Below are 26046 nucleotides of genomic sequence, written 5' to 3' on the forward strand. Positions count from 1 at the left end.
TTAGGAGTTTGTTTTTCATTGTTTGAAATGAAAGGCCAAGCTTTAAATTTGATTTATCTGGTTACTTTAATCGTTTGAGTAAAGCCTCAGCTGTTGCAGCCGAAGATGCCGGATTTTGTCCGGTAATGAGCAGGCCATCTTCTTTAACATGTACCTGCCAGTCTTCAGCTTTCGAGTATTTTCCGCCATTTTCTTTCAGCATGTCCTCAACCAGAAATGGAACAATCTCGGTTAGACCGACAGCATCTTCTTCGCTATTACTAAAGCCAGTCATGGTCTTGCCTTCTACAATCGAACGGCCTTCAGCATCTTCGACATGTCGAAGGACACCCGGCGCATGACAAACCAATGCCACAGGTTTATTTGCCTGCAAAGTTCGCTCAATCAGGGAAATGGAGTTCTGATCTTCGGCCAGATCCCATAAAGGCCCATGACCACCTGGATAGAATACTGCATCAAAATCATCAATAGAGACTGCACTTAGTTTCTGGGTATTTGCCAGTGCTTGCATGGCCACTTCATCTGCTTCAAAACGCTGGGTCGTTGCAGTTTGTGCATCCGGTTCGCTACTTTTCGGATCCAGCGGTGGCTGACCTCCCTGAGGAGAGACCAGGGTGACTTCTGCACCGGCATCGATAAATGCATAATAAGGTGCTGCAAGCTCTTCCAGCCAGAAACCGGTTTTCTTGCCGGTATCACCCAGCGTGTCATGTGAGGTCAGAACCATCAGAATTTTCATATTATTTTCCTGTATTTGTTTATAGATAATGCAAGTCATCGGCTGTTAGTTTAACTAATTTAACAAGTCCCAGGCGTCAGCAATGTTCTGATACGTTCAATTGCTGTATCGAGATATTGTTATTCCGATTTGATTCAATGCATTCCGGATAATATTGAATTAAACAAAACAGCTGATTTAAGCGCCAAGATAGGCTATCTGCCCATTAACAGTTCTTGTTGTACATCGGCCTGTTTACGCAAAAAATCCCAGACCAGTTTAATCCGTGGTTCATGTTGTAAATCGACCAGCGTCAGCATCCAGAAGGTGTGGGAAAAACTGACTTGATCACTGAGAACCTCTTGTAGCTCGGCTTTTTCATGGGCAATAAAACGCGGCAAAATCGCCAGTCCGGCACCGGCACTGACTGCAATCTGCTGAGCCAAAATGCTGTTACTGCGAAAGCAGGCAGTCACTTGCAGCGGTAAACGTTCTAGCGAATACAGCGCAGAGCTATAGACCAGATCATCAATATAATCGACAAAACGGTGCTGAGTTAAATCTTCTATCCCTTTGATGGGGGGATTTTGCTGTAAATAATCTTTACTGCCATACAGCTTTAAACAGTAGTTGGACAGCCGGGTAATGATATAGGGGCCAGATTTGGGCCGATCAATCGAGATGACAATATCAGCTTCACGATGCGACAATTTAATGGTTTTTGGCACAGGAATCAGGTCGATGGTTAATGCAGGATAATGCTGAGAGAATTCGGCCAGCAAGCGCGCTAAAAACGCTGTTCCGAAGCCTTCTGGAGCACCAATCCGCACCCGGCCTTGCAAGGGATCGTGGCGCTTGTCAATCTGGATAAAGGACTGTTCCATCTGCTCGACACGCGGGACCAGTGCCTGACCTTCCGAGGTCAGCTCATAACCAGTCGCCTCGCGTTTGAACAGTTGTGTACCCAGTGTATTTTCCAGCGCCTGAATCCGGCGAGCGACGGTACTGTGTTCCACGCCAATCAGGCGTGCGGCATTGGTGAGCGTTTTGGCACGTGCCAGAACCAAAAAGAAACGTAAATGATCCCAATCTACTTTCATCTTCTATTTAACATCCTGTTAAATCCCTGTGCATATTTGCACATCCATCGTGCATCAATTTCTATTGGTGGTCAAAGTGTTCTTTGTTAGTCTGCTAAAACGGCGTAAAAAATAATACGTTTAAAACAGCCAGTACAGGCACGGACAACGACAATAACAAAGCAGCACGGAGCGACCATGAACGCTATTCCTCATCCCCAGCAAAGTACCGGATTTACCACCGCCAAACTCCTGATTAATGGCGAATTTATTGAATCGAAAACCAGCCATTGGCAAGATATTGTCAATCCTGCCACTCAGGAAGTCTTGGGTCAGGTGCCTTTTGCGACGACAGAAGAAGTCAATGCCGCGATTGCGGCTGCACAAAATGCCTTTGCCAGCTGGCGTCATACTCCGGTTCAGGCACGTATGCGGATTATGCTCAAACTGCAAGATCTGATCCGGACGAACTTAAAAAGCATTGCGCAAGTCTTGACGGCGGAACAGGGTAAAACCCTGGCCGATGCCGAAGGTGATATTCAACGTGGTCTGGAAGTAGTCGAGCATGCCTGTTCGATTGGTTCACTGCAAATGGGTGAGTATATTGAAGGCGTAGCACGCGGGGTCGATACCTATACCTTGCAGCAACCTTTAGGGGTGTGTGCCGGAATTACGCCATTTAACTTCCCGGCGATGATTCCACTGTGGATGTTCCCGATGGCCATTGTCTGCGGCAATACCTTTGTCTTGAAACCTTCAGAACAGGATCCGTTATCGACCATGATGCTGGTTGAGCTGGCAATTGAGGCCGGTGTACCGGCAGGTGTGCTGAATGTGGTGCATGGCGGTAAAGAAGTGGTCGATCTGCTGTGTAGCCATCGTGATATTAAAGCCATTTCTTTTGTGGGTTCGACAACCGTGGGTACGCATGTGTACAACCTGGCAGGACAACATGGCAAGCGTGTACAGTCGATGATGGGCGCGAAAAACCATGTCGTGGTGATGCCGGATGCCAATAAAGAACAAACCTTAAATGCTCTTGTCGGTGCAGCTTTTGGTGCAGCCGGTCAGCGTTGTATGGCACTTTCGGTGGCGGTGATGGTCGGTGAGAGCAGGCATTGGGTCGATGAGCTGGTCAATAAAGCCAGACTATTGAAAGTCAATGCCGGGCACGAACCGAATACCGATGTGGGCCCGGTGATTTCAACCCGTGCCAAGGCTCGTGTAACCGATTTAATCAACAGTGGCGTTGAACAGGGTGCTGAACTGCTGCTGGATGGCCGTGATGTACAGGTTCCGGGCTATGAACAAGGTAACTTTGTCGGACCCACGATTTTTAATCAGGTTACGACCGATATGCGTATTTATAAAGAAGAAATATTTGGTCCGGTCCTGGCAATCATGCATGTCGATACTCTAGAACAAGCCATTGAGCTGATTAATGCCAATCCGTTTGGTAATGGCGTCGGACTGTTTACCCAGAATGGCAATACGGCGCGGATTTTCCAGAACCAGATTGATATCGGTCAGGTCGGTATTAACATTCCAATTCCAGTGCCGGTGCCATTTTTCAGCTTTACCGGTTCGCGCGGTTCAAAACTGGGTGATCTTGGCCCTTATGGCAAACAGGCAGTGCAGTTCTATACCCAGACCAAAACCATTACCAGCCGCTGGTTTGAAGATGATCAGGAAACCACAGGCGTCAATACCACCATCAGTCTGCGCTAAGGAGCATCAGCATGATGATTGCATTTATTGGTTTAGGCAACATGGGCGGCTCTATGGCGCAAAACCTGCTCAACGCAGGTCATCAGGTATTTGGTTATGATTTGAGTGCAGTGGCTTTACAGCATTTTGCAGAAGCAGGTGGCATCATCTGCGACAGTCCACAAGCTGCCGCAAAGCAGGCAGAAATCGTGCTCAGTATGTTGCCTGCAGCCCAGCATGTCCGCGAAGTCTATTTAGGTGAACATGGCATACTGGAAGTGCTTCAAACCGGTAGTTTATGTATTGATAGCAGTACCATTGACCCGCAAACTATTCAGGAAATAGCTGCAGCAGCGCAGGCCAAGCAAATTCGCGCCTGCGATGCACCGGTCTCCGGCGGCACTTTGGGTGCCAAAGAGGGCACTTTAACCTTTATGGTTGGTGCAGATGATGCCACTTTTGAGGCAGTCAAACCGGTTCTCAGCTGTATGGGTAAAAATCTGGTGCATTGTGGTGCTGTCGGAACAGGACAGGTAGCAAAAATCTGTAATAACCTGATTCTGGGGATTTCCATGACCGCCGTTGCTGAAGGAATGGCACTCGGCGCCAAACTGGGTATTGACCCAAAGGCCTTGGCTGGCGTGATTAACAGTTCCACCGGACGTTGCTGGAGTTCTGAAATTTATAATCCGTGGCCCGATATCTGTGCCAATGCGCCGTCATCGCGAGGCTATACCGATGGTTTTGCAGCGCAACTGATGCTGAAAGATTTGGGTTTGGCAGTCGATGCCGCACAACAGGTGGATCAGCCGGTTGTACTCGGCAATATGGTACAAAAACTCTATCAACAACTGTGTCAGGATGGTCATGCACATCTGGATTTCTCCAGCATCATGCATCAATACACCACACCACCGGCTTAACACTTAAAAGATTGAAATGGAGCAAGGATTCGCTTCATCAACAACACTGTTTCAGTAATAACGATAAATTCAGGCTGAGGTTTAACATGTTAGATTATCAAAAAACGGTTCAAGAATTTGATTTAGATGCGGTAGCAAAGCAGTATTTATCTGGCTCGATGCAGACGCTCAATGCCTGTTATGAATGTTGTGACCGGCATGCCGATTCCGATGCAATTGCCTTGTACTGGTATGGCAAAGATGGCCGCAAAGAACAATACAGCTTTCGCGAGCTGAAAAAATATTCCAGTCAATTTGCAAATTTTCTCAAGTCGCAAGGGATTGGCAAAGGCGACCGTGTTTCCGGCTTGTTGCCGCGCACGCCGGAGCTGATTATTACCATTCTGGCGACCTGGCGCATTGGTGCGGTGTATCAGCCTTTATTTACCGCCTTTGGCCCCAAAGCTATTGAACATCGCGTCCAGCTGGCACAAAGCAAGCTGGTGGTGACTGATCTGGCCAATCGGGAGAAACTCTCCGAGATTAGTCACTGCCCGCCAATTGTAACGGTACATGCCGAAACCAAGGCAGAGCGCTATCCGCAGGATCTCAGCTTCTGGACGGTATTGAACCGCCAGGCGCAAGGGTGTGAGCTGGAGATGCTGAATGTCGATGACCCGTTTTTATTGATGTTTACCTCGGGCACGACCGGACCAGCGAAAGTGCTTAAAGTCCCGTTAAAAGCACTGATTGCTTTTGCCGGCTATATGCACAATGCCATCGGTTTAACCGAGGAGGATGTCTTCTGGAATATTGCCGATCCGGGCTGGGCCTATGGTTTGTACTACGCGATTATTGGCCCTTTGATGCTTGGGCATTCGACCCTGTTTTATGAAGGCGGTTTTAATGCCGAAAGTGTCTGTGACATTGTCAAGGAATATGGCATTACCAATCTCGCAGGTGCTCCCACCGCTTACCGTATGATGATGGCGGCCGATCCTGCTCAAATGGCAAAATTGCGCGGTAAATTACGTGTCGTCAGCAGTGCGGGAGAACCGTTAAATCCGGAAGTGATCCGCTGGTTTAAAGAGGTGCTGGATGTGCCGATCTATGACCATTATGGTCAGACTGAAGTCGGGATGGTGGTATGTAATCATCATGCACTTAAACATCAGGTTCGTGCAGGTTCGGCAGGCTTTGCCAGCCCGGGTTACCAAATTGCGGTAGTAGATGAACAGGGTCATGCATTAGCGGTTGATGTCCCGGGTATCCTGGCAGTGGATATCAGCCAATCCGCAATGATGTGGTTCTCGGGTTATGAAGAAAGCCGTAAATCTCCATTTGTCGGCCAGTATTACTTAACCGGGGATACCGCGGAACTTCATGCCGATGGCAGTATGAGCTTCGTTGGGCGTAGTGATGATGTCATTACAACTTCAGGCTATCGGGTCGGGCCATTTGATGTAGAAAGTGCCTTGCTGGAACATGATGCTGTCATCGAAGCAGCTGTCATTGGTGTGCCTGATCCGGAGCGTACCGAAGTGATTAAAGCCTTTGTCATTCTGGCAAATAACTTTACAGCTTCGACCCATCTGGAAGAAGAACTGGGCCAATTTGTGAAAAAGCGCTTGTCTGCACATGCTTATCCGCGGCTGATTGAATTTGTGACTGAATTGCCGAAAACCCCAAGTGGTAAAATCCAGCGCTTTCTACTGCGCAATCAGGAAATCAATAAACAGCAATCCAAAACTGCATAACATTATAAATAAAGCCAACAAGTTGAATAAAAGATCGAGTTAAAAGATTAAAGGAAGCATCAATGCAATTTACGGAAGAGCAACACCTGATTCAGGATATGGCCAAAAGCTTTGCTCAGGAACAGATTAAACCCTTTGCCAGCGAGTGGGATCAAAAAGGTATCTTTCCTAAACAGGCCTTGGCCCAAATGGGAGAGCTGGGATTTCTAGGTATGCTGATTCCGGAAGAATGGGGCGGCTCGGGCACCGGCATGCTGGCCTATGTTCTGGCTCTGGAAGAAATCGCAGCGGCCGATGGTGCAACATCCACCATCATGAGCGTACACAACTCGGTAGGCTGTGTGCCGATTTTCAAGTTCGGAACAGAACAGCAAAAGCAGCAATTTTTAAAACCTTTGGCCCAAGGCGAAATGATCGGGGCTTTTGCCTTGACTGAACCGCATACCGGCTCGGATGCGGCTGCGATTAAAACCCGCGCGGTCAGGGACGGCGATCACTACATCATTAATGGCGCCAAACAGTTTATTACCTCGGGTCATAACGCAGGCATGATTATTGTCTTTGCCGTGACCGACCCAAGTGCCGGCAAAAAGGGCATGAGTGCATTTTTAATTCCTCGGGATACCCCGGGTTATGAGGTCATTCGGGTCGAAGAAAAACTTGGCCTGCATGCTTCAGATACCTGTCAGATTGCCTTAATCGATGTGCGTATTCATGAAAGTTTAAGACTCGGTGCAGAGGGTGAAGGTTTAAAAATTGCCTTGGCCAATCTGGAAGGTGGGCGAATCGGTATTGCCGCACAAGCAGTGGGCCTGGCACGTGCCGCTTTAGAAGAAGCCACCCAATATGCACATGACCGTGTGGCCTTTGGCAAACCGATTTTTGAACAGCAGGCGATTTCTTTCCGCTTGGCCAGTATGGCTACCGAAATTGAAGCGGCACGGCAACTGGTGCATTTTGCAGCGCGCAAGAAAGAAGCCGGTGAAGCCTGTTTAACCGAAGCCTCCATGGCCAAGCTCTTTGCTTCAGAAATGGCAGAACGCGTCTGCTCCAAAGCCTTACAAATTTTTGGTGGTTACGGTTATCTGAAAGATTTTCCGATTGAACGGATTTATCGGGATGCCCGGATTTGTCAGATTTATGAAGGCACCAGCGATATTCAGCGGCTGGTAATTGCACGCAGTTTATAATTAATTTTAAAGGGATTTTTATTATGCAATGGCAAACTATTTTAGTCGAACAGCGTAATGGCGTCGGGCTGATTACTTTAAACCGGCCGCAAGCGTTAAATGCCTTGAATAACCAGCTGATAGTTGAAGTCAATCAGGCACTGGATCAGCTGGAAAAAGACCCGGCAATTGGCTGTATCGTGATTACCGGTTCGGAAAAAGCTTTTGCAGCCGGTGCCGATATCAAGGAAATGGCAGACCTGACTTTTCCGCAAATTTATCTGGATGATTTTTTTAGTCTGGCCGATCGGATTGCACAGCGCCGTAAACCTTTAATTGCTGCGGTCAGTGGCTATGCCTTGGGTGGCGGTTGCGAACTGGCACTCATGTGCGATTTCATTTACTGCGCCGATAATGCAAAATTTGGCTTGCCTGAAGTCACCTTAGGGGTATTACCCGGCATTGGCGGAACCCAGCGTTTAACCCTGGCGATTGGTAAGGCCAAAGCCATGGAAATGTGCCTGACAGCACGACACATGGGAGCGCAAGAAGCCGAGCAAAGTGGCTTGGTGGCACGTGTATTTGCCAAAGAAGAGTTACTGCAACAAACCCTGCAAGCTGCAGAGAAAATTGCCGAGAAATCACTGACAGCGGTCATGATGATTAAGGAGTCGATTAATCGGGCCTTTGAAGTCAGTCTGGCTGAAGGCCTGCGCTTTGAAAGACGAGTATTCCATTCCATTTTTGCCGGTTCCGATCAAAAGGAAGGCATGCAGGCCTTTGTAGAAAAACGCCCAGCCCAATTTAGCCATCAATAAAAAATTCATACCAGGAACAAAAATAATGAGTGATGAAAATAATTTATCGATTCGGGTCGCAGGAGGTCTGGGCATTATCAGCCTGGACCGCACCAGCCATTTAAATGCCTTAACCTTGCCGATGATTCAGGGCATTCAAGCGCAATTAGAGCAGTGGCAGCATGACTCACAGATACAAGCCATCCTGATCAATTCCAACAGTCCGAAAGCCTTCTGTGCCGGAGGAGACATCCGTTACTTGTATGACAGCTATCAGGCAGGCAATACCCAATATCAGGATTTTTTCGCCACTGAATATAAAATGCTGGGCACACTACGCAATTTCCCCAAACCCGTCATCGTGATGCTGGATGGTTATGTACTGGGGGGAGGCTTTGGACTGGCGCAAGCCTGCCATATCAAAGTCACGAGTGAAAAATCACGCTTCGCCATGCCCGAAACCGCCATTGGCTTTTTCCCGGATGTTGGAGCAACACACTTTCTGTCCCGACTGGATGAAGTCGGTGTCTATATGGCTTTGACCGGTGAGCAGATCAGTAGCAGTGATGCGCTGTATCTGGATCTGGTGGATTATCATGTACCGAGTGAAGTTTTCGCTGAACTGGAAGCGGCATTGATTGCTGCACCTGTATTAAATCCGGTTGAAATCCGGAAAATTATCAGTGCCTACATTACCCATCCGGTAGAAAGCGAATTGCAGAAACATGTTGAGCGTATTCATCAGCATTTTGGCTATCACAGTTTGGCAGAAATAGAGCATAGTCTTGCACATACAACTGATACCACAGAGCAGGCCTGGGCCGATCAGATGTTGGCAATTTTGCAACAACGACCGGTCATGGCCAAGCAAACCAGCTTGAAGTTACAACAGGTGGGACAGAATCTATCATTGGAAAAATGTATGCAGCTGGAGCGAGACCTACAGGATGTCTGGTTAGAGCAGGGTGATTTTATTGAAGGTGTACGTGCACTGATTATTGATAAAGATAAAAATCCGCAGTGGCGAAGTGAAAATGCGGAATTTGAAAAAACCTTGCAAAAGCTCTGGCCAGTCTGGACTCAACAGCGTAGAGAGAATACCTATTAAAGTTATATAGTGATAAACCTGCTCGTCAATTGAGCATTTGTGTGAAAAAACTCTAAAACTGAAAGCCAAGTTGAGGATATCCCGCCGATCCTGCAGCGACTTTAATTCGTATTTTTAATGCTTCTCTGATTCTGATTTAAGAACTTGAGATAATAAAAAACCCCGGCATCCTGATCTGACCCCCAAAAGTTAGACAGTAAGTTAGGCAATTTCTAAGGACTGATTTCTGTATTCTACAGGGGTCAGTCCTTTTAATTTAACCTTGATTCGCTCATGGTTATAATAGTGAATATATTCTTTCACTTTTTGCTCCAGTTCATCAACTGATTTAAATTCTTCTCCATAGAAACATTCAGATTTAAGTATCCCAAAGAAACTCTCCATAGCAGCATTATCTAAACAATTCCCCTTACGTGACATACTTTGGGTGAGCCCTCGTTCTGCTAATTGTTTCTGGTAAAATCTCATTTGATATTGCCAACCTTGATCAGAATGAACCATTGGCTTCTCATTTATGTTGAGTCTCTCTATAGCTTCTTTAAGCATATCTTTGACCAGTCCGAATACTGGTCTACGTTCCATTTGAAATGCAATGATTTCACCGTTAAATAGGTCCATGACGGGAGATAGGTAAAGCTTGTCACCCCGAATATTAAATTCAGTCACATCAGTAACCCATTTTTGATTAGGTCGCTCAGCCTTGAATTGACGCTGTAATACATTGTTTGCAATTTTACCCACTTGCCCTTTATACGAACGGTATTTCACAACCCTAATACGTGATTTAAGCTTCATAGATATCATCAATCGCTGTACACACTTATGGTTCACGATCAAGCCTGTATTTCTCAATGCAAGCGTAATTCTGCGATACCCATAACGCCCTTTATGCTGATGATAGATCACTTTGATTTGCTGTTTTAAATCACTGTATTTATCATTGAGTTTTGATGACTTCTGATGATAGAAATAGGTACTACGCGCTATCTTAGCTGCACATAGCACATGCTTTAGTGGGTAGTTTTGCCTTAATTCAGATATGAATCTTGCAGCTGTTGCTGTTCGACTTTTTCCTGTTCTTTCTGCTTCTGAATCAAGGCTCTCCGCTTTTTTAGGAAAGCAACTTCAGCACGTAGATATGCCAACTCCTCAAGCAGTTCCTCATGGGTTTTGTCCTGATCTGCTTTAATCGTTTTAGCTTTGGGCATCTTGGGCTTCGGCATACTGTTAAGTTTTCCTCTAAGCTTTGGTTGCAAACCCTCTATGCCATTTTCTTTATATTGTTTCAACCAATCTCTTAACGTGCTTGTTTCATTAATATCAAAGCGTTGCATAGCTTCTTTTAATGAAATGCCTTCTTCATGTATTACTTTGACAACTTGATACTTAAACTCAACCGTAAAAGTTGTTTTAGATCTTCTACGTTCTAAGCCTGCCAGACCATAAAGTTTAAATGCTTTACTCCACTTTTGAACATCTGATCTATGAACATTAAAAAGTTGACCTGTCACAGAGTCACCATGACCAGACAAGTGATGTTCAACAACTTTTAATTTGAATTCTTGAGAATATTTAGCCATTAAAAAGCACCCTTCAAATTAGACTAAGAGTGTCCAACTTTCGGGGTGCAGATTATCCTGCCGGGGTTTTTCGTATTGGTTGCTAGGCATGACTCCTGTCGTACCTCACGATCCTGGTGCTTAAACTTATTATTGTTGTTTTCTGTTTCGGAACATCCTGTTCCTGTATGACTTCATCATAGGAAAATTCCACTGTTCCAGGTAGCCGCAAAGGGCCGAGTTTGATGTGAGCCAAAACGTACAAAATGGAATAAATTTTATCCAAAGTAATTGGGGATAGTTTTATACCCTTGATCCGCATAAAATGTGCACTAACTACCAAGCCGATCACTTATTAATCAATTTTTTTGGCAAAATGTTACAGATTCTCTTGAAAAACTACCAGCTTATTACAAAATCTATTTTGTTAATTAATATCAATCTTAATTTTATATATTGCCTATTATTTTAAATGAAGGTTAAAGTGATTAAGTTGAAATTAGGAAAATCATAAGAATGAATAGCTCTTGCTATACGTCTTTAATAAGAGTGTAGAAAAAATGTGATAAATCATAGGTGAATTTCTGAATTAATGCAGAAATATAATAGTCTGTATCATCAGCTTCAAAATAGATAGTTTTATATTTTTTGAGTAATGCCTTTAATTCATGTTGAAAGAAAGTCAAATAGTGGCTTATTTGATCTTCAAATAACCCTCCCATATAGGCGATTTCTACTAAATGATCATCTGAGTTACCAATAATGATATAGGCACAAGGATCACAATGACTATTTAAGAGGATTCTTGATTGCACTAAGCTTATATTTTCTAAATGTGCGAACAGTTGATCAGGAGAAATTTCTTGAGCTAAACGATTAACACTTTCATGATATCGGCTATAGTTAAAGTGGAATAGTTTCTTAAATTCTATACATTGATCTACGGATATCTCATTTAAACTTTTAGTTGTTATTATTGTATCAGTAACAATTTCATCTATTTCAGTTAATTCAATGAAGTAAGAGGTTCTAGCAATATGGAAACCATGTGATTCGAATAGCTCATGTAAGTGAGTATCTCTGGAATTGAGTAACATTTGTAATTTTTTTGTCTTAGAGTTCTTCTCCAGACAATTGATCAAATTGGAGAATAGACTAGGTTCTAAATAATTTTGCAGATTATGAAATAAGATATAATCACGATGAGGATGTATTTTACTGGTATAAAGCATTCCCAAAGCCATGATCGCATGATCTTTTATCGCAACTACATGATAGAAACCTATCTTAGGCAAATGATGCTTAATCAAATATTGCTGTAAAATTTCATTTGTTTGTGAATTGAGGTGCTGAGATTCTAAAATTTTAATATTCATTTTAATTTACTAATCTAGGTTAGAAGCTATAACAATTACAGACTTAATTAGAATTTATAAAATGAATATAATATACTTTATTCTAATTCGAAAATGGGGGTCTTAAACTCCCAATTTTACTATTTTTTTAAAGTTTTAAACCACAATTGTTAAACACTGAATCTATTAAAACCATGCAATTTTAAAAAGATAACGATCTCAATCAGACCGCTATCTTCCTTGCCCGATTAACCATTGATGATACTACCGCCATTGACATGAATCACCTGACCAGAGATATAACTGGCTGCTTCACTGGCCAGAAATAAATACGCCGGTGCCACCTCACTAGGTTGGCCCATGCGTCCCATGGGAGTCTGTTTCCCAAAGTCCTTGAGTTGTTCTGCATCAAAACTGCTTGGAATGAGCGGTGTCCAGATAGGTCCCGGAGCAACGCCGTTGACCCGAATCCCGGTTTTATTTTTTAACAGGTTGGTTGAAAGGCTTCGGGTAAATGTTGTGATGGCACCTTTTGTACTGGAATAATCAATCAGTTCGTCATGCCCGTGATAACTGGTAATACTGGTGGTATTAATAATGCTATCACCTTCATGCATGTGTGGGATCACCGCCTGAGTCAGGTAAAACATCGACAGGATATTCACATTAAAGGTCTTGAAAAGTTGCTCTGGAGAAATATCGCGAATACTTTCTTGCGGATATTGAACTCCGGCATTATTCACTAGAATATTAATGGTTTTAAATTCCTGAAGGGCTTGCTCGACCATCTGTTTGATTTTATCTTGATCCTGTAAATCACATTGAATCAGCAGACAACGCCGTCCTTCATCCTCCACCATCTTTTGGGTATCTTGAGCATCTTGTTCCTCATCCAGATAGCAAATGACGATATCGGCACCTTCACGTGCAAACAATACCGCTACAGAGCGGCCAATTCCGCTATCACCACCAGTAATCAGGGCCACTTTGCCTTTTAGTTTGTCACTCCCTTTATAATTCGCTTTGATGATTTCTGGTGCCGGGTCCATTTGGGTTTGTACACCCGGTTGATGGTCTTGTGTTTCAGTTGAAGCGGGGGTTTCAGGATAGTTATTCATATTTTCCCTTTCTCTGCACAAAGTTTAGAAATATCTTAGAAGCTTTCTGACGCTATGCATGCTGACTCAACATTTAATAACAGAATGTATTCGAGATTTATCAATTATTCATAGCAGTTTGATTGACAGGAACTTAAATGGATTAAATTTCTGCTCCCTGAAGCCCGGCTCTCTGATGTTCTATAATCACATGCATCAGTACCTTCAACCGCTCAATCCTGAGCAGCATCCTTGAGAAAACATGAGGTTTTTAAAGACAGCTCTGCATCTCAAATGTTCCATTCTGGCGCATAAATTGCTTGGCAGAATGCTAGAAAAGAGTTGTTTTAGAACTTATGCCTGAAGGATTTGATGTAATGACACGCTACTTACGCGGACAAGCCTTAATTGACGATATACGTAATCAACCTTATTCCCGTGACCTGATTGGTTATCATGGCGAACCACCAAAAGTGCAATGGCCAAACGGCGCGCGTGTCGCGGTACAGTTTGTACTGAATTATGAAGAAGGTGGTGAAAACCACATTGAACATGGTGATGCGGGTTCAGAACAGTTTTTATCTGAAATCATTGGTGCTGCCAGCTTTCCAGACAAGCATATGTCGATGGATTCTATGTATGAATATGGCGCACGTGCAGGTTTTTGGCGCATTCATCAGGAGTTCCAGAAACGTGGTTTACCGATGACAATTTTTGGTGTGGGCATGGCACTAGCCCGTAATCCTTATATCGTCGAGGCGATTAAAGACGCCGATTATGATGTGGTATCACATGGTCAGCGTTGGCTGCATTATCAGGATATGCCGATTGAACTGGAACGCCAACACATGGATCAAGCGATCAGTGTCTTGCAGGCACTTTTTGGTAGCGCGCCTATTGGCTGGTATACCGGTCGAGACAGTCCGAATACGCGCCAGTTACTGGCTGAATTTCCTGAAATCAAATATGACAGCGACTATTATGGCGACGACTTGCCATTTTGGCGCACATTGACCAATCTGGCAGGCGAAACACGCCCACATTTGATCATTCCATATACTTTAGATAGCAATGATATGAAATTCAGTTCACCTGGCGGTTTTAATCATGGCGAACAATTTTATCAATATCTCAAAGATGCATTCGATGTGCTCTATGCAGAAGGGGAAACTGCCCAAAAAATGCTATCGATCGGGATGCACTGTCGCATTTTAGGACGGCCGGGGCGTTTTAAAGCACTACAAAAGTTCCTGGACTATATTCAGAATTATGACAAAGTCTGGATTTGTCGACGTGCTGATATTGCTGAACACTGGTACAAACACCATGCCCCATGATTAAAATAATTTATTTAAAAAGAGAGCTTTAAGTTCTCTTTTTTTAGTTTATACCTATCATAAAAATAACAGGAAAATCAGATTTGGCATTGTTATTGCAGCAGTAGTCTTAAATAAGCAATCAAGATTATTAGGTAATTTAATAGTGCAACTCCTTGAATTTAATCAGGCCTCTCCACAGGAGCTCATCAGTTTTTTAAAGCACTGTGTGCAAATTCCCAGCTGGTCGGCCGAGATTACGGCAAAGCGTCCTTATGCATCGATTGAAGATATCCTGGATCGCGCCAAACAACAGGCCATGAGCTGGACCTGGGAAGAAATTAAAACTGCTTTGGATAATCACCCGCGTATTGGCGAGAAAAAAGCCCAGGCTGAATTGAGTGAAATAGAACAAAATTTTTCCAATCGTGAGCAATCCTCCATTACAGCGGATGAAGACACCCAGCTGGCTTTGCTCAAAGGCAATATTGCCTATGAAAAAAAATATGGCTTTATCTTTTTGATTAAAGCCTCAGGATTAAGTAGCGAAGACATCCTGCAAGCATTGAAATATCGTCTGGTCAATGATCCCGAGATTGAAAAGCGTATTGTTCATACACAATTGGTGGAAATTGCCCTGTTAAGACTGGCTCAGGAGCTTCAAGCATGATCAGCACGCATATTCTAGATACCCATCTGGGCCAACCGGCCGCACAGGTGCAGATTAAACTTTTTTCCGCAGATGGCAGCCTGCTCGGTGAAGCGCTGACCAATACAGATGGCCGGGTAACAGATTTTGGTTTCACCGAATTGAAAGCAGGGAATTACAGCCTCGAATTTGCCACGTCTGACTATTTTGCAGGCTTGGGATTAGACACTTTTTTCCCTAAAGCCGTCATTCATTTTTATGTGAAAGATGCATCGCAGCATTTTCATATTCCTTTGCTGATCAGCCCATTCGCGTACTCCACATATCGCGGAAGCTGATTGTATTTTTTGACTTTGAGGGAGAAAAAAAGAATGACACAAGAAAATCAAATACGTTCACCGGAACATGAATATTTAGGTGCCGGAAAAAGTGCTGCCTATGGGTTGCAACATGTATTGACCATGTATGGCGGTATTATTGCCCCTCCTTTAATTGTAGGTACTGCGGCAGGTCTAGATGCCTATCAAATTGGCTTGTTGATTGCAGCCGCTCTCTTTGTTGGTGGTTTAGCCACAATTCTACAAACCATCGGGGTGAAATATATCGGGGCAAAATTACCCTTAGTACAAGGGGTATCATTTGCCGGTGTTGCGACGATGGTGGCCATCGTCACCACGGGCGGTGGTTTGCAAGCGGTCTATGGAGCCGTTATTGTGGCGTCATTGATTGGTTTCTTTATTGCGCCTTATTTCTCCAGAATTATCCGTTTTTTTCCACCAGTCGTCACTGGCTGTGTAATTACCATAATTGGTTTGTCATTGCTGCCTGTAGCGGTTCGCTGGATGATGGGGGGCAATAAAAATGCACCGGAATGGGGAAGCATTGAAAATATTGGCCTGGCCCTGATGACCCTGGCTCTGGTGATCTGCTTGAATCTAAGCCGACATGCCACTATTCGCCGTCTGTCGATTCTACTGGCAATTGTATTCGGCTCAGTCTTGGCCTATTTATTTGGTTTTGGTGATTTCTCCAAGGTTGCAAATGGCTCATGGATACAAGTACCCAGTTTCTTCGCATTTGGACTGCCGACCTTTGAATTGACTGCCATTATCTCCATGCTGATTGTTACTCTGGTTATTATGACCGAAACCACAGCAGATATTATTGCGGTCGGCGAGATTGTAGGTACGGAAGTAGACTCGACCCGTATTTCAGATGGCTTGCGTGCCGATATGTTCTCGAGCGCAGTGGCGCCGTTATTTGGTTCATTTATGCAAAGTGCTTTTGCCCAAAATGTGGGTTTAGTGGCAATCACGGGGGTGAAGAGCCGTTTTGTTGTCGCTGCAGGTGGCATGATTTTAGTGGTTTTAGGATTATTACCGGTTATGGGGCGTTTGATTGCCGCGATTCCGGTACCTGTATTGGGCGGTGCGGGGCTGGTACTGTTTGGAACAGTAGCGGCCAGTGGTATTCGTACCTTGGCTAAAATTGATTATAACGAGCAAAAGAACCTGATTATTGTCGCGACTGCTATTGCAGCCGGTATGATTCCGATTATTGATCATTCTTTTTATGCTCAATTTCCCCAATGGGTGCAAACCTTGTTTCATTCAGGCATTAGCTCAACCTGCTTAATGGCCATTTTATTAAACCTGTTATTCAATCATTTAAATCTATTTAAAAATAAAAGTCTCATTAGCACGGAAGTGGCAGCAAAGAGCCTGCATTAGAATCCTCAATCCCAGATTAAAACAGTCCACTAAAATGGGCTGTTTTTTTATCAAAAATTAAAAATATTGGCTTTTATTTTGCTAGATATTCCAAGTGATTTTTCTATTACTATTGGGGTTTCTTATTCATGCAATTTACTCAAGTGACTGTTGCCGCCTTATTCGTCTTCGGTGCTATGTCAGCACAGGCAAAACCGCTCTGGCAGGACTTTAGCCTCACAGGTCTATATGGTGAAAACTATGCAGTGCTCGACCCGAAGCAAACCACTGTAACATTTGAGTATGCGGCGAAAGTTAAATATGCCGATGTATTCTTCTTCGTTGACCGTATGCGAGGTGGCGATGATGCAAAGTCCAGTTATTTTGAGTTTTCACCACGCTTAAGCTTGGGGGAAGTCTCAGCCCAAAAACTTGCATTTGGCCCTGTCAAAGATGTACTGGTTTCGGCCACCTGGGAAGGTGGAGAAAAGTTTGATAATTTTTTGTATGGTGTAGGTTTTGATCTGGATCTTCCATACTTCCGTTATGCCAGCATCAATCTTTACCGTGCAAATAATGAAAATATGCATGATGACTACCAGTTGACCCTTACTTATGCTGTACCGTTCCACTTGGGAGCAGAAGAATTTTTGGTCAATGGCTTTCTGGATTGGTCAACGGCAGAAGAAGATCATAACAGTGAGATGAACTGGACCACGCAATGGAAATGGAAAGTCGGTAAACACATTTCTCCGGATACGAATTTATATCTAGGGATCGAACACTCGGTATGGAACAATAAATTCGGTATTGCAGATGCTGATGAAAACAACGTCAGTGCTTTAGTAAAATATCATTTTTAAGCAAAGCGTCGAGCATAATAAAAAGCCCTTAAAAAAATAAGGGCTTTTTGTTGATTAAAGGTCTATAAGAATTTTTTCAGGAAATGTATACACATCACAGTTTGCTCCAGTTCCAATCCGGTCGACCACCACGAAATCGCTCGGTGCTTCACGTGTCAATAGAGGATGATGCCACGTCCCGGCACGATAATTGATCGCTTGCGAACCGTTGCTGATAAATCCCTGAATCTGCGTAAGATCAGGTTGCTGCTGATCAAGAGCAGGGGCAACAACAATTAAAAACTGTTGACCCTGCATGGGAATAAAGGTTTGTGAACCGAAAGGGTGCCGTTCCAGCATTGAAATTTCAAAAGGGATTTGTGTGACTTGAATATTCCTGAATAGACTGAGTCCAACTTTTGCATCGGTTTCAACCTGTGCCAAGGCATGATAACGCTCGGTATGTCGATCATTAATGTGAAAAAATGGATTGTTTTCACAGGCCAGCACTTCTCCAAAAGGTAAAAAAGCTTCCGCAGTGAGAGGCTGGATTTTTACTGTCTGTATATTCAACATATTCATCAGCCTTAAACCATTTTTCCCCAGAGTCGAATCCGGCTTATGCCGCCGTCAGGGATCATATTCACACGAATATGCGAGATTTTTTCGTGCTGTAAAATCTCACTGATGTAATGATGCAGATGATCCATTTGCATGGGCTGTGCTTCTAATAAAAAAGGCCAGAACATACTTTGTGGAACAAGTTGCGGGTCGGTGGCATCTTCAATATAAATGGCTTGAATAGAAACTTCAGCCGGATAGTTACCTTTAAAATGTGCGGTATCAATATCAATTTTTTCAATTCTGGCACTCGCACCTAGAGCCAAAATACACCAGTCAAATCCAGGAGCCCTACGGCGCTTGGTTTCCCAGCCATCGCCCATATTGATGCCACGACCCGGATTAATCAGATTACGTGGGTGACCAAAATGCGCATCGCTGTAGGCAATCACGCGTCCGCCATTTTCCAGTGCTAAAACATCTAGGATTTGATCATGATCTTGACGTTCGATTTTTACACTGCCATATACTTTAAAGCGTGCAATACCGCCGTCGGGATAAATATTCAGACGGACATGGGTAAATATATGGTTTGATGAAATGGGGAAAATATGGTGCTGGCTAGGGCCGAGGACATTATTTTCTAAAATACTGATCCATTCTGCCGCGTCAATATTTCCATCTGGTGCATAGCATGCTTCAACAGCAGCAGATGCGGGATAATTACCGCTAAAAAAAGTCGTATCAATGTCCAGTGCCTGAATTTGACCCGCAACCGCCAGCTTGATAATCGCCCAGTCATAGCCTGCAAAGCGCTTCCGCTGTGTTTCCCATCCATCCATCCATTTACCGTGATCATCAAACTTGTCTTCAATAAAAACCGGCGCATCAAATTGCAACATCCGTTGTGCTTCAGCAAAAAATTCATCTGAACATTCAAAAATTTCTGCACCAATTCGAGCATCTGCCAGGTTAGTTAACTGCTGTAGTGGAGCAGGCAAATCAAAAATTGGAGCTAATAAGGTCGCCATCTTAAATTTCCATAATAATTATAAGTCACGTGAATGCGCATTGTTTTAAAAGTGCAAATCTAGTTCTGCATCTATAAAAAACAGGGCATTAGGTAGATTTAAAAGCACAGCTTGTGCCAACTTTTGCTATTTTTTTAGTGCATATTTCTAAAAATGGCACGTTTTTAGCTATTTAACTGGTAATTCATATCAAATAATCAGGAGTAATAGATGGAGATTGCAATTATTGGTGCAGGCATAGGAGGCTTAACCGCAGGAATTGCACTAAAAAAGTTCGGGCATCAAGTCACCATCTATGAGCAGGCAGAACAGATTTTACCCGTGGGAGCTGCAATTTCCTTGTGGTCAAATGGCGTAAAGTGTTTGAATTATTTAGGTTTAACCGAACAGGTAGCAAAGCTGGGAGGGCAAATGGATGATCTAGCTTATATCGATGGCCTGAATGGCGAGGTCATGACTCAGTTTAGCCTGGCACCCTTAATTGAAGAAGTCGGGCAACGTCCCTATCCGGTATCGCGTGCTGAATTACAAAATATGTTAATGGATGAATTTGGTCGGCAAGAGATCTACTTGGCTAAAAAAATGGTATCGATTCAAGATAGCGGTCAACAGGTCGAAATTAATTTCCAGGATGGCAGCAGTGCCCGGGCAGAATTATTGATTGGCGCGGATGGTACCCATTCCATTACACGTCAATATGTATTAGGCGAGCAGGTTGAGCGTCGCTATGCAGGCTATGTCAACTGGAATGGTCTGGTTGAAATATCTGAGGATCTGGCACCGGCAAAACAATGGACAACATTTGTGGGTGAGGGCAAGCGTGCATCGCTTATGCCAGTGGCAGAGCAGCGCTTTTATTTCTTCTTTGATGTGCCATTAGCTGCAGGTTTAGAGAATAACCGGGCCGAATATAAGACGTTATTAAAGCAGTATTTTTCCGGCTGGTGTCCACAGGTTCAACACCTGATTGACAGCATTGATGAACAGACGACCAATCGTGTTGAAATTCATGATATCGAACCCTTTACCCGGTTCTATAGAGGTCGTGTGGTGATTCTAGGAGATGCCGCACATAGCACTACACCTGATATTGGACAAGGTGGCTGCCAGGCCATGGAGGATTCGATCTATTTATCACGTGCCTTGCAAATCAACACTTTGGGCTTGGAAGATGCTTTAAAGCGCTATCAGAATAAACGTAATGAGCGCGCCAATGAATTGCTGCTGCGTGCACGTAAACGTTGTGATGTCACGCATATGAAAGATGAGCAGATTACCAAAGCCTGGTATGACGACCTGCGTAAAGAACAGGGGCCTCATATTATGAAAGGGATTATCAGTAATATCGTCGGCAATCCATTAGATTAAACCCGGCTGTTCCGATCCCCGTACAGCACCCAAAGAACCACGATAAGAACTACAGCCCAAGCTGCATGATTCTGCAGCTTTTGAGGCTTAGAAAAGCTTGCGACAATAACAGAGAAAATAGGTTTTATATGAATGCAATTCCAGTCACTCATTTATTTAACAAGCCCTGCTATAGCCAGTTTGATGATCAGGACTGGGATATTCTGGCGCAGCACTGGTATCCGGTTGCGCGGATTCAGGACGTTTCGACTCAACCGCAACAGGTGATGTTACTTGATATCAAACTGGCGCTGTATAAAACCGAAAATGGTGCCATCCATTTGGTACGTGATATCTGTCCACATCGGGGCGTGCCATTAAGTAAAGGCTGGGTATCTGGCGAAAATATTGTCTGTCCTTATCATGGCTTACATTACAATGGCGAGGGCAAATGTATCAAAATTCCGGCACAGCCTGAACTGACCAAAATCTCTGATCGCTTTTCACTCACTCAATTTCCAGTGGTCGAAAAATACGGTCTGATCTGGACCAGTATCTTTGGCCGTGACCCAGAAAAAGCCAACTTTCCTGTTCTGGATACCTGGGAGATGCCAGATCATCAGGCGATTTTACCGCCTTGGGTCGATATTGCCGGTTCAAGTGGACGTCAGCTGGAAGGTTTTATTGATGTGGCACATTTTGCCTGGGTACATCATGCTTCGTTCGCTGATCCCGACAACCAGATCGTACCTCAATATAGTACCGAGCGCACAGCTTACGGTTTGCATACGGAATATGTCAGTAATGTCAGCAACTATCCACATGCTATGCAGGATTTAGCACCGGAAGGATTTTTATGGAAACGGGTCTTTGATGTTTATCCACCATTCGCTGCGGTGTTGACTATACATTTTCCAGAACAGGGTCTGTTAAAGATTCTAAATGCCTGCTGCCCGGTGTCACATAACCAAACCCGTTTATTTGTGCCGCTGACACGTAATTTCGATACCACAGGCGATTTACAGGCAGTCTATGATTTTAATGCACAAATCTTTGCAGAAGATCAGGATATGGTAGAAAGTCAAAAACCTGAAGAATTACCCCTCGACATTTCCATGGAAGCACATTTTGAAGCAGATCGCTCTTCAACTACTTATCGTCGGATATTGGCCGAATGGGGCTTGAGTAAACGTTATGTTGTTTAATAGGACGTCTGATCCTACTGCTTTTAACCCTAGAACAATAAGCTGAAGGGCTTTTTATCATCGCTTGTGGCTCAATTGATCAAAAGCAGAGGATTCGCTTTTATTTGTAGATCCAATAAAAATATAACAATGCCAGCAACATGAATTTAGCTCATCTTTAAGTGAATTTATATCGTTTTACTCATGTTTTGATTCGCGCTTAAATACAGCCATACAGAAATTTAGCTTTTATTGAAAAAATTTAGGGCAGTGAATCTCCATGAGTACAGCATTTCAGTGTTCCATTAAACGCATCCGTTTTGATGAAAACTATCAACCCGCAGATAACACACGCTTAACCACCAATTTTGCCAATTTGGCGCGTGGTGAAAGTCGCAAAGAAAATCTTGCTAGAACTTTTGTGATGATCAATAACCGCTTTAACAGTCTGGCCAAGGTCGACAACCCGAGAGGTGACCGCTATTCACTTGAAATCGATATTATTTCTGCCGAACTCGATGTTGAAGGCAATGGTCAAACTTTCCCATTTATTGAAATGCTGCAAAGCACTATCACTGACCATCAAAGCAATGAACGCATTCAGGGCATGATCGGCAATAGCTTTTCATCCTATGTCCGTGATTATGACTTTAGCGTGGTATTACCAACTCTTGGATGCCAAATAGATGAAAAGCCAGATAACTTTGGTGATTTGCATGGCAAGCTATATCAACATTTGGTTAACTCGGATGTTTTTAAAGCTGAATTTAACAAACAACCTGTCATTTGCCTCAGTGTTTCAACTTCAAAAACTTATTATCGCACTGCCAATGTACACCCTGTACTTGGTGGCGAATACAAGAATGATGAATATTCACGTACCGATGCATATTTCAAAAAAATGGGTTTAAGTGTTCGTTACTTCAAACCAGAACATGGCAATGCACCTTTGGCATTCTACTGTGCAGGCGATTTGTTACGGGATTACACCGATTTTGAACTGATCAGCGCGATCAGTACCATGGAAAGCTTTCAAAAAATTTATCGTCCAGAAATTTACAACACTAATTCGCCTGCCGGTCTGGTATATAAACCCAGCTTGAACTATCAGGATTTTTCCCTTACCCGTATTGTCTATGACCGGGTTGAGCGTGCTGAACTGGCAGTGAAACAGGGCAAGTGGACGGAAGAAAACTTTATCAAGCCTTATAAAGATATTCTGGATAAATGGGCTGCCAACTTCACTGTAGAAAAAGCCCATCAAAACAACGCAGCCTGATCCATCCCATAGATAAGACCCATATAGAGAAAGAAGATTAAATATGACCATTTTACTCCCGACATCAACCGCAGGCAGCTTACCAAAACCGGCCTGGTTAGCTGAACCTGAAAAATTATGGTCACCCTGGAAATTACAAGGTGAAGCATTACTCGATGCCAAACGTGATGCCTTAAAGCTATCACTGCATGAACAACGCCAAGCGGGGATTGATATTGTCAGTGATGGTGAACAGACCCGTCAGCACTTTGTCACCACGTTCATTGAGCATCTGGAAGGTGTGGATTTTGAAAAACGTGAAACCATGCGTATCCGTAACCGTTATGATGCAAGTGTACCTTCTGTAGTCGGTGAAGTTTCCCGTAAAAAAGCAGTGTTTGTGGATGATGCGAAATTCCTGCGCAGCCAAACTACACAGCCAATCAAATGGGCACTGCCTGGTCCAATGACCATGATTGATACCTTATATGATGGTCATTATAAGAGCCGTGAAAAACTGGCCTGGGAATTTGCCAAAATTTTGAATCAAGAAGCACGTGAATTAGAGGCAGCAGGGGTGGATATTATTCAGTTTGATGAGCCTGCATTTAACGTGTTCTTTGATGAAGTGAATGATTGGGGCGTGGCGAGTTTAGAGCGTGCGCTTGAAGGCTTGAAATGTGAAACGGCAGTGCATATTTGCTACGGTTATGGTATTAAAGCCAATACCGATTGGAAAAAGACCTTAGGCAATGAGTGGCGTCAATACGAAGAAGCATTCCCTAAACTCCAGCAATCAAAAATTGATATCGTATCGCTTGAATGTCAGAATTCACGTGTTCCGATGGATTTAATTGAATTGATTCGTGGCAAAAAAGTCATGGTCGGTGCTATTGATGTAGCAAGCAATCAGATTGAAACTGCTGAGGAAGTGGCAAATACTTTACGCAAGGCACTGCAGTTTGTCGACGCTGACAAGCTATATCCGTCAACCAATTGTGGTATGGCACCTTTATCTCGCACGGTGGCACAAGCTAAACTCGCCGCTTTGAGTGCAGGTGCAGCGATTGTCCGTCAAGAGCTAACTGCTTAATTCTGGGCTGTCTCGCATAAGTAAAGGCTGGATGATGAATCGGATCATCCATTACCCAGACTTGAGCCAGAGACCAGTACTATACATATTTGAGATGAAAGAGATGATTGAAGCAACAGACTTTAGAAACGCAATGTCTTTGTTAACCACTGCTGTAAATGTGATTACAACAGAAGGTGAAGCAGGTATGCATGGCTTTACTGCCTCGGCAGTCTGTAGCGTGACAGATACACCACCAACATTGTTGGTCTGTATGAATCAATCCTCTCGCTCCCATGCGCACTTTATTGAAAACAAGGTCCTTTCAGTCAATGTATTGGGGGCACAGCATGAACAGATCTCAAATGCCTTTGCCTCAAGTAAATTCAGTTCCGAAAAGCGCTTTCAGCTAGGTGCATGGACAACACTTGAAACAGGTGCCCCGATTTTGCAAGATGCACTGGTCAATTTCGATTGCCATATTGAAGAGATTCAAAAAGTAGGCACACACAGTATTTTCTTATGTCGTGTCGTCGCGATTAAACAAAGTCAGCAGGATGAAAGTCTGGTGTATTTTAACCGTGCCTATCATCGTGTCGGTGAAGTCGAAGTTGTATAAAGCTCTGCTCATCTCAATTATGCATTTTTCTTCGTAATTTTAGGCGGCTTGGGAGTGATGATTGTGGGTATTCACAAGCAGGTTGTTTCTCTCAAGCGTATGAGCATGTTCAGAATACAATGATCAATTTGAGATAAATTTGGCTGATTCTCAGGATAAAATGCCCATTCAATATGGGCTTTTTTTTAGATTTGAGAATATTCACCGATATCTAATCACAAGTTTTATGGGTATAAGATTAATGCTATGTGATCACAATAGGCACAGAATTCCTTTAGTCTGATTTTAGTCAGATCAACTTCTCATAAACTGGCTTGGATTCTTTTGAGTCACTCGCTGGAAGGCACGAGTAAATGCCGCTACAGACTTATATCCCACCTGTTCAGCACAATCTGCAATAGAATGACCTTGGCCCAGGTATTGTTGTGCCAATTGGATCCGATAATATAAGACGAATTGTGTGGCCGAAAATCCTGCAATATCTGTAAAGTATTTAGCAAAACTTGCACGTGATATTCCACATACAGCCGCCATAGATTGTAAGGTCCAGTCTTGTTCAGGTTTGGCAATAATTCCTAAAATCAGCGGATAGAGCATCGGATCATTAAATAAGGTCCACAGCGGAATATTCTGATGATTTCCCTGATTAAATGTATGCCGGATCAAATAATAAAACAAGATACTGGTCAGGCGCTCAATCAAGCTGGCTGAAGCCTCATCATCTAACTGTGCTTCATGACGAATAAGCTCAAATACCTTTAGACACTCAGTGAGCGCCTGATCATTCTGTCTTAAGACTAAATAGGGCGGTAAGGCATCAATAAAAAGCTCGGACAACTTTGAACGAAATTTAAAATAACCGCATGCCAAATGTGTCGAACAAGACAGTATATTCGGGTCATCATCATTGACTAGATTGCGTTGCAAATGGCTTAAAGAAGGGGCAATTCTCTGGGTTGCATCGGTAATAATAAAAGGGAGATCTTTTAAAAGAAAAATAGCATCACCTTGATACAGATGAATAAAATTATCTTCTTGCAACAGGTGGAAATGACAGTCCTGCTGTATGACTAAATGGAAACTCGCCTGACCTTGTCCCTGAATAGAGGTTGACCATTGTTGATGATAGCGGCTTAAATGCTGAAGGGAGGTTTCAATTTCTAAGCGGTCAATCAGCCAGCTTAGCATTTTTTCAGAATTATTAAGCATA

The 26046-nt window shown here is 43.6% G+C and carries 24 protein-coding genes; 16 read left to right on the plus strand and 8 right to left on the minus strand.

From position 1 onward, the window contains the following. Window positions 1-61 precede the first annotated feature (61 nt). Window positions 62-739, minus strand: a complete 678-nt coding sequence (locus AC3IT7_RS07135) for a type 1 glutamine amidotransferase domain-containing protein (RefSeq protein ID WP_489249911.1) — start codon at window positions 737-739, stop codon at window positions 62-64. Between the two features lie 194 nt (window positions 740-933). Then, window positions 934-1818: a LysR family transcriptional regulator gene (locus AC3IT7_RS07140; protein WP_475654229.1), complete on the minus strand. Its 885-nt coding sequence runs from the start codon at window positions 1816-1818 to the stop codon at window positions 934-936. A gap of 177 nt (window positions 1819-1995) precedes the next feature. Between AC3IT7_RS07140 and AC3IT7_RS07145 the strand changes: the two genes are divergently transcribed. The 6 genes from AC3IT7_RS07145 to AC3IT7_RS07170 all read left to right on the plus strand — a co-directional run bounded on the left by AC3IT7_RS07145 (window position 1996) and on the right by AC3IT7_RS07170 (window position 9237). Continuing rightward, entirely contained in the window at window positions 1996-3525 is a 1530-nt protein-coding gene (locus AC3IT7_RS07145; RefSeq protein ID WP_489249912.1) for a CoA-acylating methylmalonate-semialdehyde dehydrogenase, read from the plus strand. A gap of 11 nt (window positions 3526-3536) precedes the next feature. Then, entirely contained in the window at window positions 3537-4427 is an 891-nt protein-coding gene (gene mmsB, locus AC3IT7_RS07150; RefSeq protein WP_489249913.1) for a 3-hydroxyisobutyrate dehydrogenase, read from the plus strand. 86 nt (window positions 4428-4513) lie between these two features. After that, on the plus strand, window positions 4514-6163 hold the full coding sequence (locus AC3IT7_RS07155) for an AMP-binding protein (RefSeq protein WP_489249914.1): 1650 nt from the start codon (window positions 4514-4516) through the stop codon (window positions 6161-6163). A 62-nt stretch (window positions 6164-6225) separates the two neighbouring features. Further along, window positions 6226-7353 carry an acyl-CoA dehydrogenase family protein gene (locus tag AC3IT7_RS07160; protein ID WP_489249915.1) on the plus strand — a complete coding sequence of 376 codons (1128 nt, stop codon included), beginning with the start codon at window positions 6226-6228 and terminating at the stop codon, window positions 7351-7353. A gap of 23 nt (window positions 7354-7376) precedes the next feature. Further along, window positions 7377-8150 (plus strand): enoyl-CoA hydratase, encoded by a 774-nt coding sequence (locus AC3IT7_RS07165; RefSeq protein ID WP_489249916.1) that lies wholly within the window; start codon window positions 7377-7379, stop codon window positions 8148-8150. A 25-nt stretch (window positions 8151-8175) separates the two neighbouring features. Next, window positions 8176-9237: an enoyl-CoA hydratase/isomerase family protein gene (locus tag AC3IT7_RS07170; RefSeq protein ID WP_489249917.1), complete on the plus strand. Its 1062-nt coding sequence runs from the start codon at window positions 8176-8178 to the stop codon at window positions 9235-9237. 201 nt (window positions 9238-9438) lie between these two features. Here AC3IT7_RS07170 and AC3IT7_RS07175 read toward each other — a convergent pair. The 3 genes from AC3IT7_RS07175 to AC3IT7_RS07185 form a co-directional block, all read right to left on the minus strand. Beyond that, window positions 9439-10817, minus strand: a protein-coding gene (locus AC3IT7_RS07175; RefSeq protein ID WP_489249918.1) for an IS3 family transposase whose coding sequence is annotated in 2 segments (ribosomal slippage) — window positions 9439-10343 and window positions 10343-10817 — 1380 coding nt in all. Because the reading frame shifts where the segments join, the coding sequence is not laid out codon by codon here. Between the two features lie 509 nt (window positions 10818-11326). Further along, complete coding sequence (locus AC3IT7_RS07180) at window positions 11327-12172, minus strand: hypothetical protein (protein WP_489249919.1); 846 nt, start codon at window positions 12170-12172, stop codon at window positions 11327-11329. A gap of 227 nt (window positions 12173-12399) precedes the next feature. Beyond that, window positions 12400-13269, minus strand: a complete 870-nt coding sequence (locus tag AC3IT7_RS07185; protein ID WP_489249920.1) for an SDR family oxidoreductase — start codon at window positions 13267-13269, stop codon at window positions 12400-12402. Window positions 13270-13625: 356 nt separating this feature from the next. Here AC3IT7_RS07185 and puuE point away from each other — a divergent pair, with 356 nt between their 5' ends. From puuE to AC3IT7_RS07210, 5 genes are all read left to right on the plus strand, one after another. Then, window positions 13626-14585: an allantoinase PuuE gene (gene puuE / locus AC3IT7_RS07190; RefSeq protein WP_489249921.1), complete on the plus strand. Its 960-nt coding sequence runs from the start codon at window positions 13626-13628 to the stop codon at window positions 14583-14585. Between the two features lie 145 nt (window positions 14586-14730). Then, window positions 14731-15234, plus strand: a complete 504-nt coding sequence (gene uraD, locus AC3IT7_RS07195) for a 2-oxo-4-hydroxy-4-carboxy-5-ureidoimidazoline decarboxylase (RefSeq protein ID WP_489249922.1) — start codon at window positions 14731-14733, stop codon at window positions 15232-15234. After that, on the plus strand, window positions 15231-15551 hold the full coding sequence (uraH, locus tag AC3IT7_RS07200; RefSeq protein ID WP_489249923.1) for a hydroxyisourate hydrolase: 321 nt from the start codon (window positions 15231-15233) through the stop codon (window positions 15549-15551). The genes uraD and uraH overlap by 4 nt, the downstream gene beginning before the upstream one ends. A gap of 33 nt (window positions 15552-15584) precedes the next feature. Continuing rightward, a complete protein-coding gene (locus AC3IT7_RS07205; protein WP_489249924.1) occupies window positions 15585-16943 on the plus strand; it encodes a nucleobase:cation symporter-2 family protein in 1359 nt (452 codons plus the stop codon). 128 nt (window positions 16944-17071) lie between these two features. After that, the gene (locus AC3IT7_RS07210; RefSeq protein ID WP_489249925.1) at window positions 17072-17785 is read left to right on the plus strand and encodes an outer membrane protein OmpK; all 714 of its coding nucleotides are present in this window, start codon (window positions 17072-17074) and stop codon (window positions 17783-17785) included. 54 nt (window positions 17786-17839) lie between these two features. On the opposite strand, the gene AC3IT7_RS07215 is transcribed toward AC3IT7_RS07210, so the two are convergent. Both AC3IT7_RS07215 and alc read right to left on the minus strand, forming a co-directional pair. After that, window positions 17840-18340, minus strand: coding sequence for an ureidoglycolate lyase (locus AC3IT7_RS07215; protein ID WP_489249926.1), 501 nt, complete (start codon window positions 18338-18340; stop codon window positions 17840-17842). An 11-nt stretch (window positions 18341-18351) separates the two neighbouring features. Next, window positions 18352-19356, minus strand: a complete 1005-nt coding sequence (gene alc, locus AC3IT7_RS07220) for an allantoicase (protein WP_489249927.1) — start codon at window positions 19354-19356, stop codon at window positions 18352-18354. A gap of 210 nt (window positions 19357-19566) precedes the next feature. On the opposite strand from alc, the gene hpxO reads away from it, so the two are divergent. The 5 genes from hpxO to AC3IT7_RS07245 all read left to right on the plus strand — a co-directional run bounded on the left by hpxO (window position 19567) and on the right by AC3IT7_RS07245 (window position 24836). Continuing rightward, window positions 19567-20724, plus strand: coding sequence for an FAD-dependent urate hydroxylase HpxO (hpxO, locus tag AC3IT7_RS07225; RefSeq protein ID WP_489249928.1), 1158 nt, complete (start codon window positions 19567-19569; stop codon window positions 20722-20724). A gap of 128 nt (window positions 20725-20852) precedes the next feature. Further along, window positions 20853-21908, plus strand: a complete 1056-nt coding sequence (locus AC3IT7_RS07230; protein ID WP_489249929.1) for a Rieske 2Fe-2S domain-containing protein — start codon at window positions 20853-20855, stop codon at window positions 21906-21908. 259 nt (window positions 21909-22167) lie between these two features. Further along, entirely contained in the window at window positions 22168-23166 is a 999-nt protein-coding gene (locus AC3IT7_RS07235; RefSeq protein ID WP_489249930.1) for a putative oxygenase MesX, read from the plus strand. Window positions 23167-23209: 43 nt separating this feature from the next. Continuing rightward, complete coding sequence (locus AC3IT7_RS07240) at window positions 23210-24238, plus strand: methionine synthase (protein ID WP_489249931.1); 1029 nt, start codon at window positions 23210-23212, stop codon at window positions 24236-24238. A 103-nt stretch (window positions 24239-24341) separates the two neighbouring features. Next, complete coding sequence (locus AC3IT7_RS07245; RefSeq protein ID WP_489249932.1) at window positions 24342-24836, plus strand: flavin reductase; 495 nt, start codon at window positions 24342-24344, stop codon at window positions 24834-24836. 294 nt (window positions 24837-25130) lie between these two features. Here AC3IT7_RS07245 and AC3IT7_RS07250 read toward each other — a convergent pair whose 3' ends face one another. Next, a complete protein-coding gene (locus AC3IT7_RS07250; protein WP_489249933.1) occupies window positions 25131-26045 on the minus strand; it encodes an AraC family transcriptional regulator in 915 nt (304 codons plus the stop codon). Window position 26046 lies beyond the last annotated feature (1 nt).

This window comes from Acinetobacter sp. KH_038 (assembly GCF_057839405.1).

What these genes read in the sequence shown, in the direction of transcription:
- AC3IT7_RS07140 (WP_475654229.1), bottom strand. Translation starts at nt 1,818, where the DNA reads ATGAAAGTAGATTGGGATCATTTACGTTTCTTTTTGGTTCTGGCACGT.
- AC3IT7_RS07135 (WP_489249911.1), bottom strand. Translation starts at nt 739, where the DNA reads ATGAAAATTCTGATGGTTCTGACCTCACATGACACGCTGGGTGATACC.
- AC3IT7_RS07235 (WP_489249930.1), top strand. Translation starts at nt 22,168, where the DNA reads ATGAGTACAGCATTTCAGTGTTCCATTAAACGCATCCGTTTTGATGAA.
- mmsB (WP_489249913.1), top strand. Translation starts at nt 3,537, where the DNA reads ATGATGATTGCATTTATTGGTTTAGGCAACATGGGCGGCTCTATGGCG.
- hpxO (WP_489249928.1), top strand. Translation starts at nt 19,567, where the DNA reads ATGGAGATTGCAATTATTGGTGCAGGCATAGGAGGCTTAACCGCAGGA.
- AC3IT7_RS07250 (WP_489249933.1), bottom strand. Translation starts at nt 26,045, where the DNA reads ATGCTTAATAATTCTGAAAAAATGCTAAGCTGGCTGATTGACCGCTTA.
- AC3IT7_RS07245 (WP_489249932.1), top strand. Translation starts at nt 24,342, where the DNA reads ATGATTGAAGCAACAGACTTTAGAAACGCAATGTCTTTGTTAACCACT.
- AC3IT7_RS07205 (WP_489249924.1), top strand. Translation starts at nt 15,585, where the DNA reads ATGACACAAGAAAATCAAATACGTTCACCGGAACATGAATATTTAGGT.
- AC3IT7_RS07160 (WP_489249915.1), top strand. Translation starts at nt 6,226, where the DNA reads ATGCAATTTACGGAAGAGCAACACCTGATTCAGGATATGGCCAAAAGC.
- puuE (WP_489249921.1), top strand. Translation starts at nt 13,626, where the DNA reads ATGACACGCTACTTACGCGGACAAGCCTTAATTGACGATATACGTAAT.
- AC3IT7_RS07210 (WP_489249925.1), top strand. Translation starts at nt 17,072, where the DNA reads ATGCAATTTACTCAAGTGACTGTTGCCGCCTTATTCGTCTTCGGTGCT.
- AC3IT7_RS07185 (WP_489249920.1), bottom strand. Translation starts at nt 13,269, where the DNA reads ATGAATAACTATCCTGAAACCCCCGCTTCAACTGAAACACAAGACCAT.
- AC3IT7_RS07230 (WP_489249929.1), top strand. Translation starts at nt 20,853, where the DNA reads ATGAATGCAATTCCAGTCACTCATTTATTTAACAAGCCCTGCTATAGC.
- AC3IT7_RS07215 (WP_489249926.1), bottom strand. Translation starts at nt 18,340, where the DNA reads ATGTTGAATATACAGACAGTAAAAATCCAGCCTCTCACTGCGGAAGCT.
- AC3IT7_RS07165 (WP_489249916.1), top strand. Translation starts at nt 7,377, where the DNA reads ATGCAATGGCAAACTATTTTAGTCGAACAGCGTAATGGCGTCGGGCTG.
- AC3IT7_RS07240 (WP_489249931.1), top strand. Translation starts at nt 23,210, where the DNA reads ATGACCATTTTACTCCCGACATCAACCGCAGGCAGCTTACCAAAACCG.
- alc (WP_489249927.1), bottom strand. Translation starts at nt 19,356, where the DNA reads ATGGCGACCTTATTAGCTCCAATTTTTGATTTGCCTGCTCCACTACAG.
- AC3IT7_RS07180 (WP_489249919.1), bottom strand. Translation starts at nt 12,172, where the DNA reads ATGAATATTAAAATTTTAGAATCTCAGCACCTCAATTCACAAACAAAT.
- uraH (WP_489249923.1), top strand. Translation starts at nt 15,231, where the DNA reads ATGATCAGCACGCATATTCTAGATACCCATCTGGGCCAACCGGCCGCA.
- AC3IT7_RS07170 (WP_489249917.1), top strand. Translation starts at nt 8,176, where the DNA reads ATGAGTGATGAAAATAATTTATCGATTCGGGTCGCAGGAGGTCTGGGC.
- AC3IT7_RS07145 (WP_489249912.1), top strand. Translation starts at nt 1,996, where the DNA reads ATGAACGCTATTCCTCATCCCCAGCAAAGTACCGGATTTACCACCGCC.
- AC3IT7_RS07155 (WP_489249914.1), top strand. Translation starts at nt 4,514, where the DNA reads ATGTTAGATTATCAAAAAACGGTTCAAGAATTTGATTTAGATGCGGTA.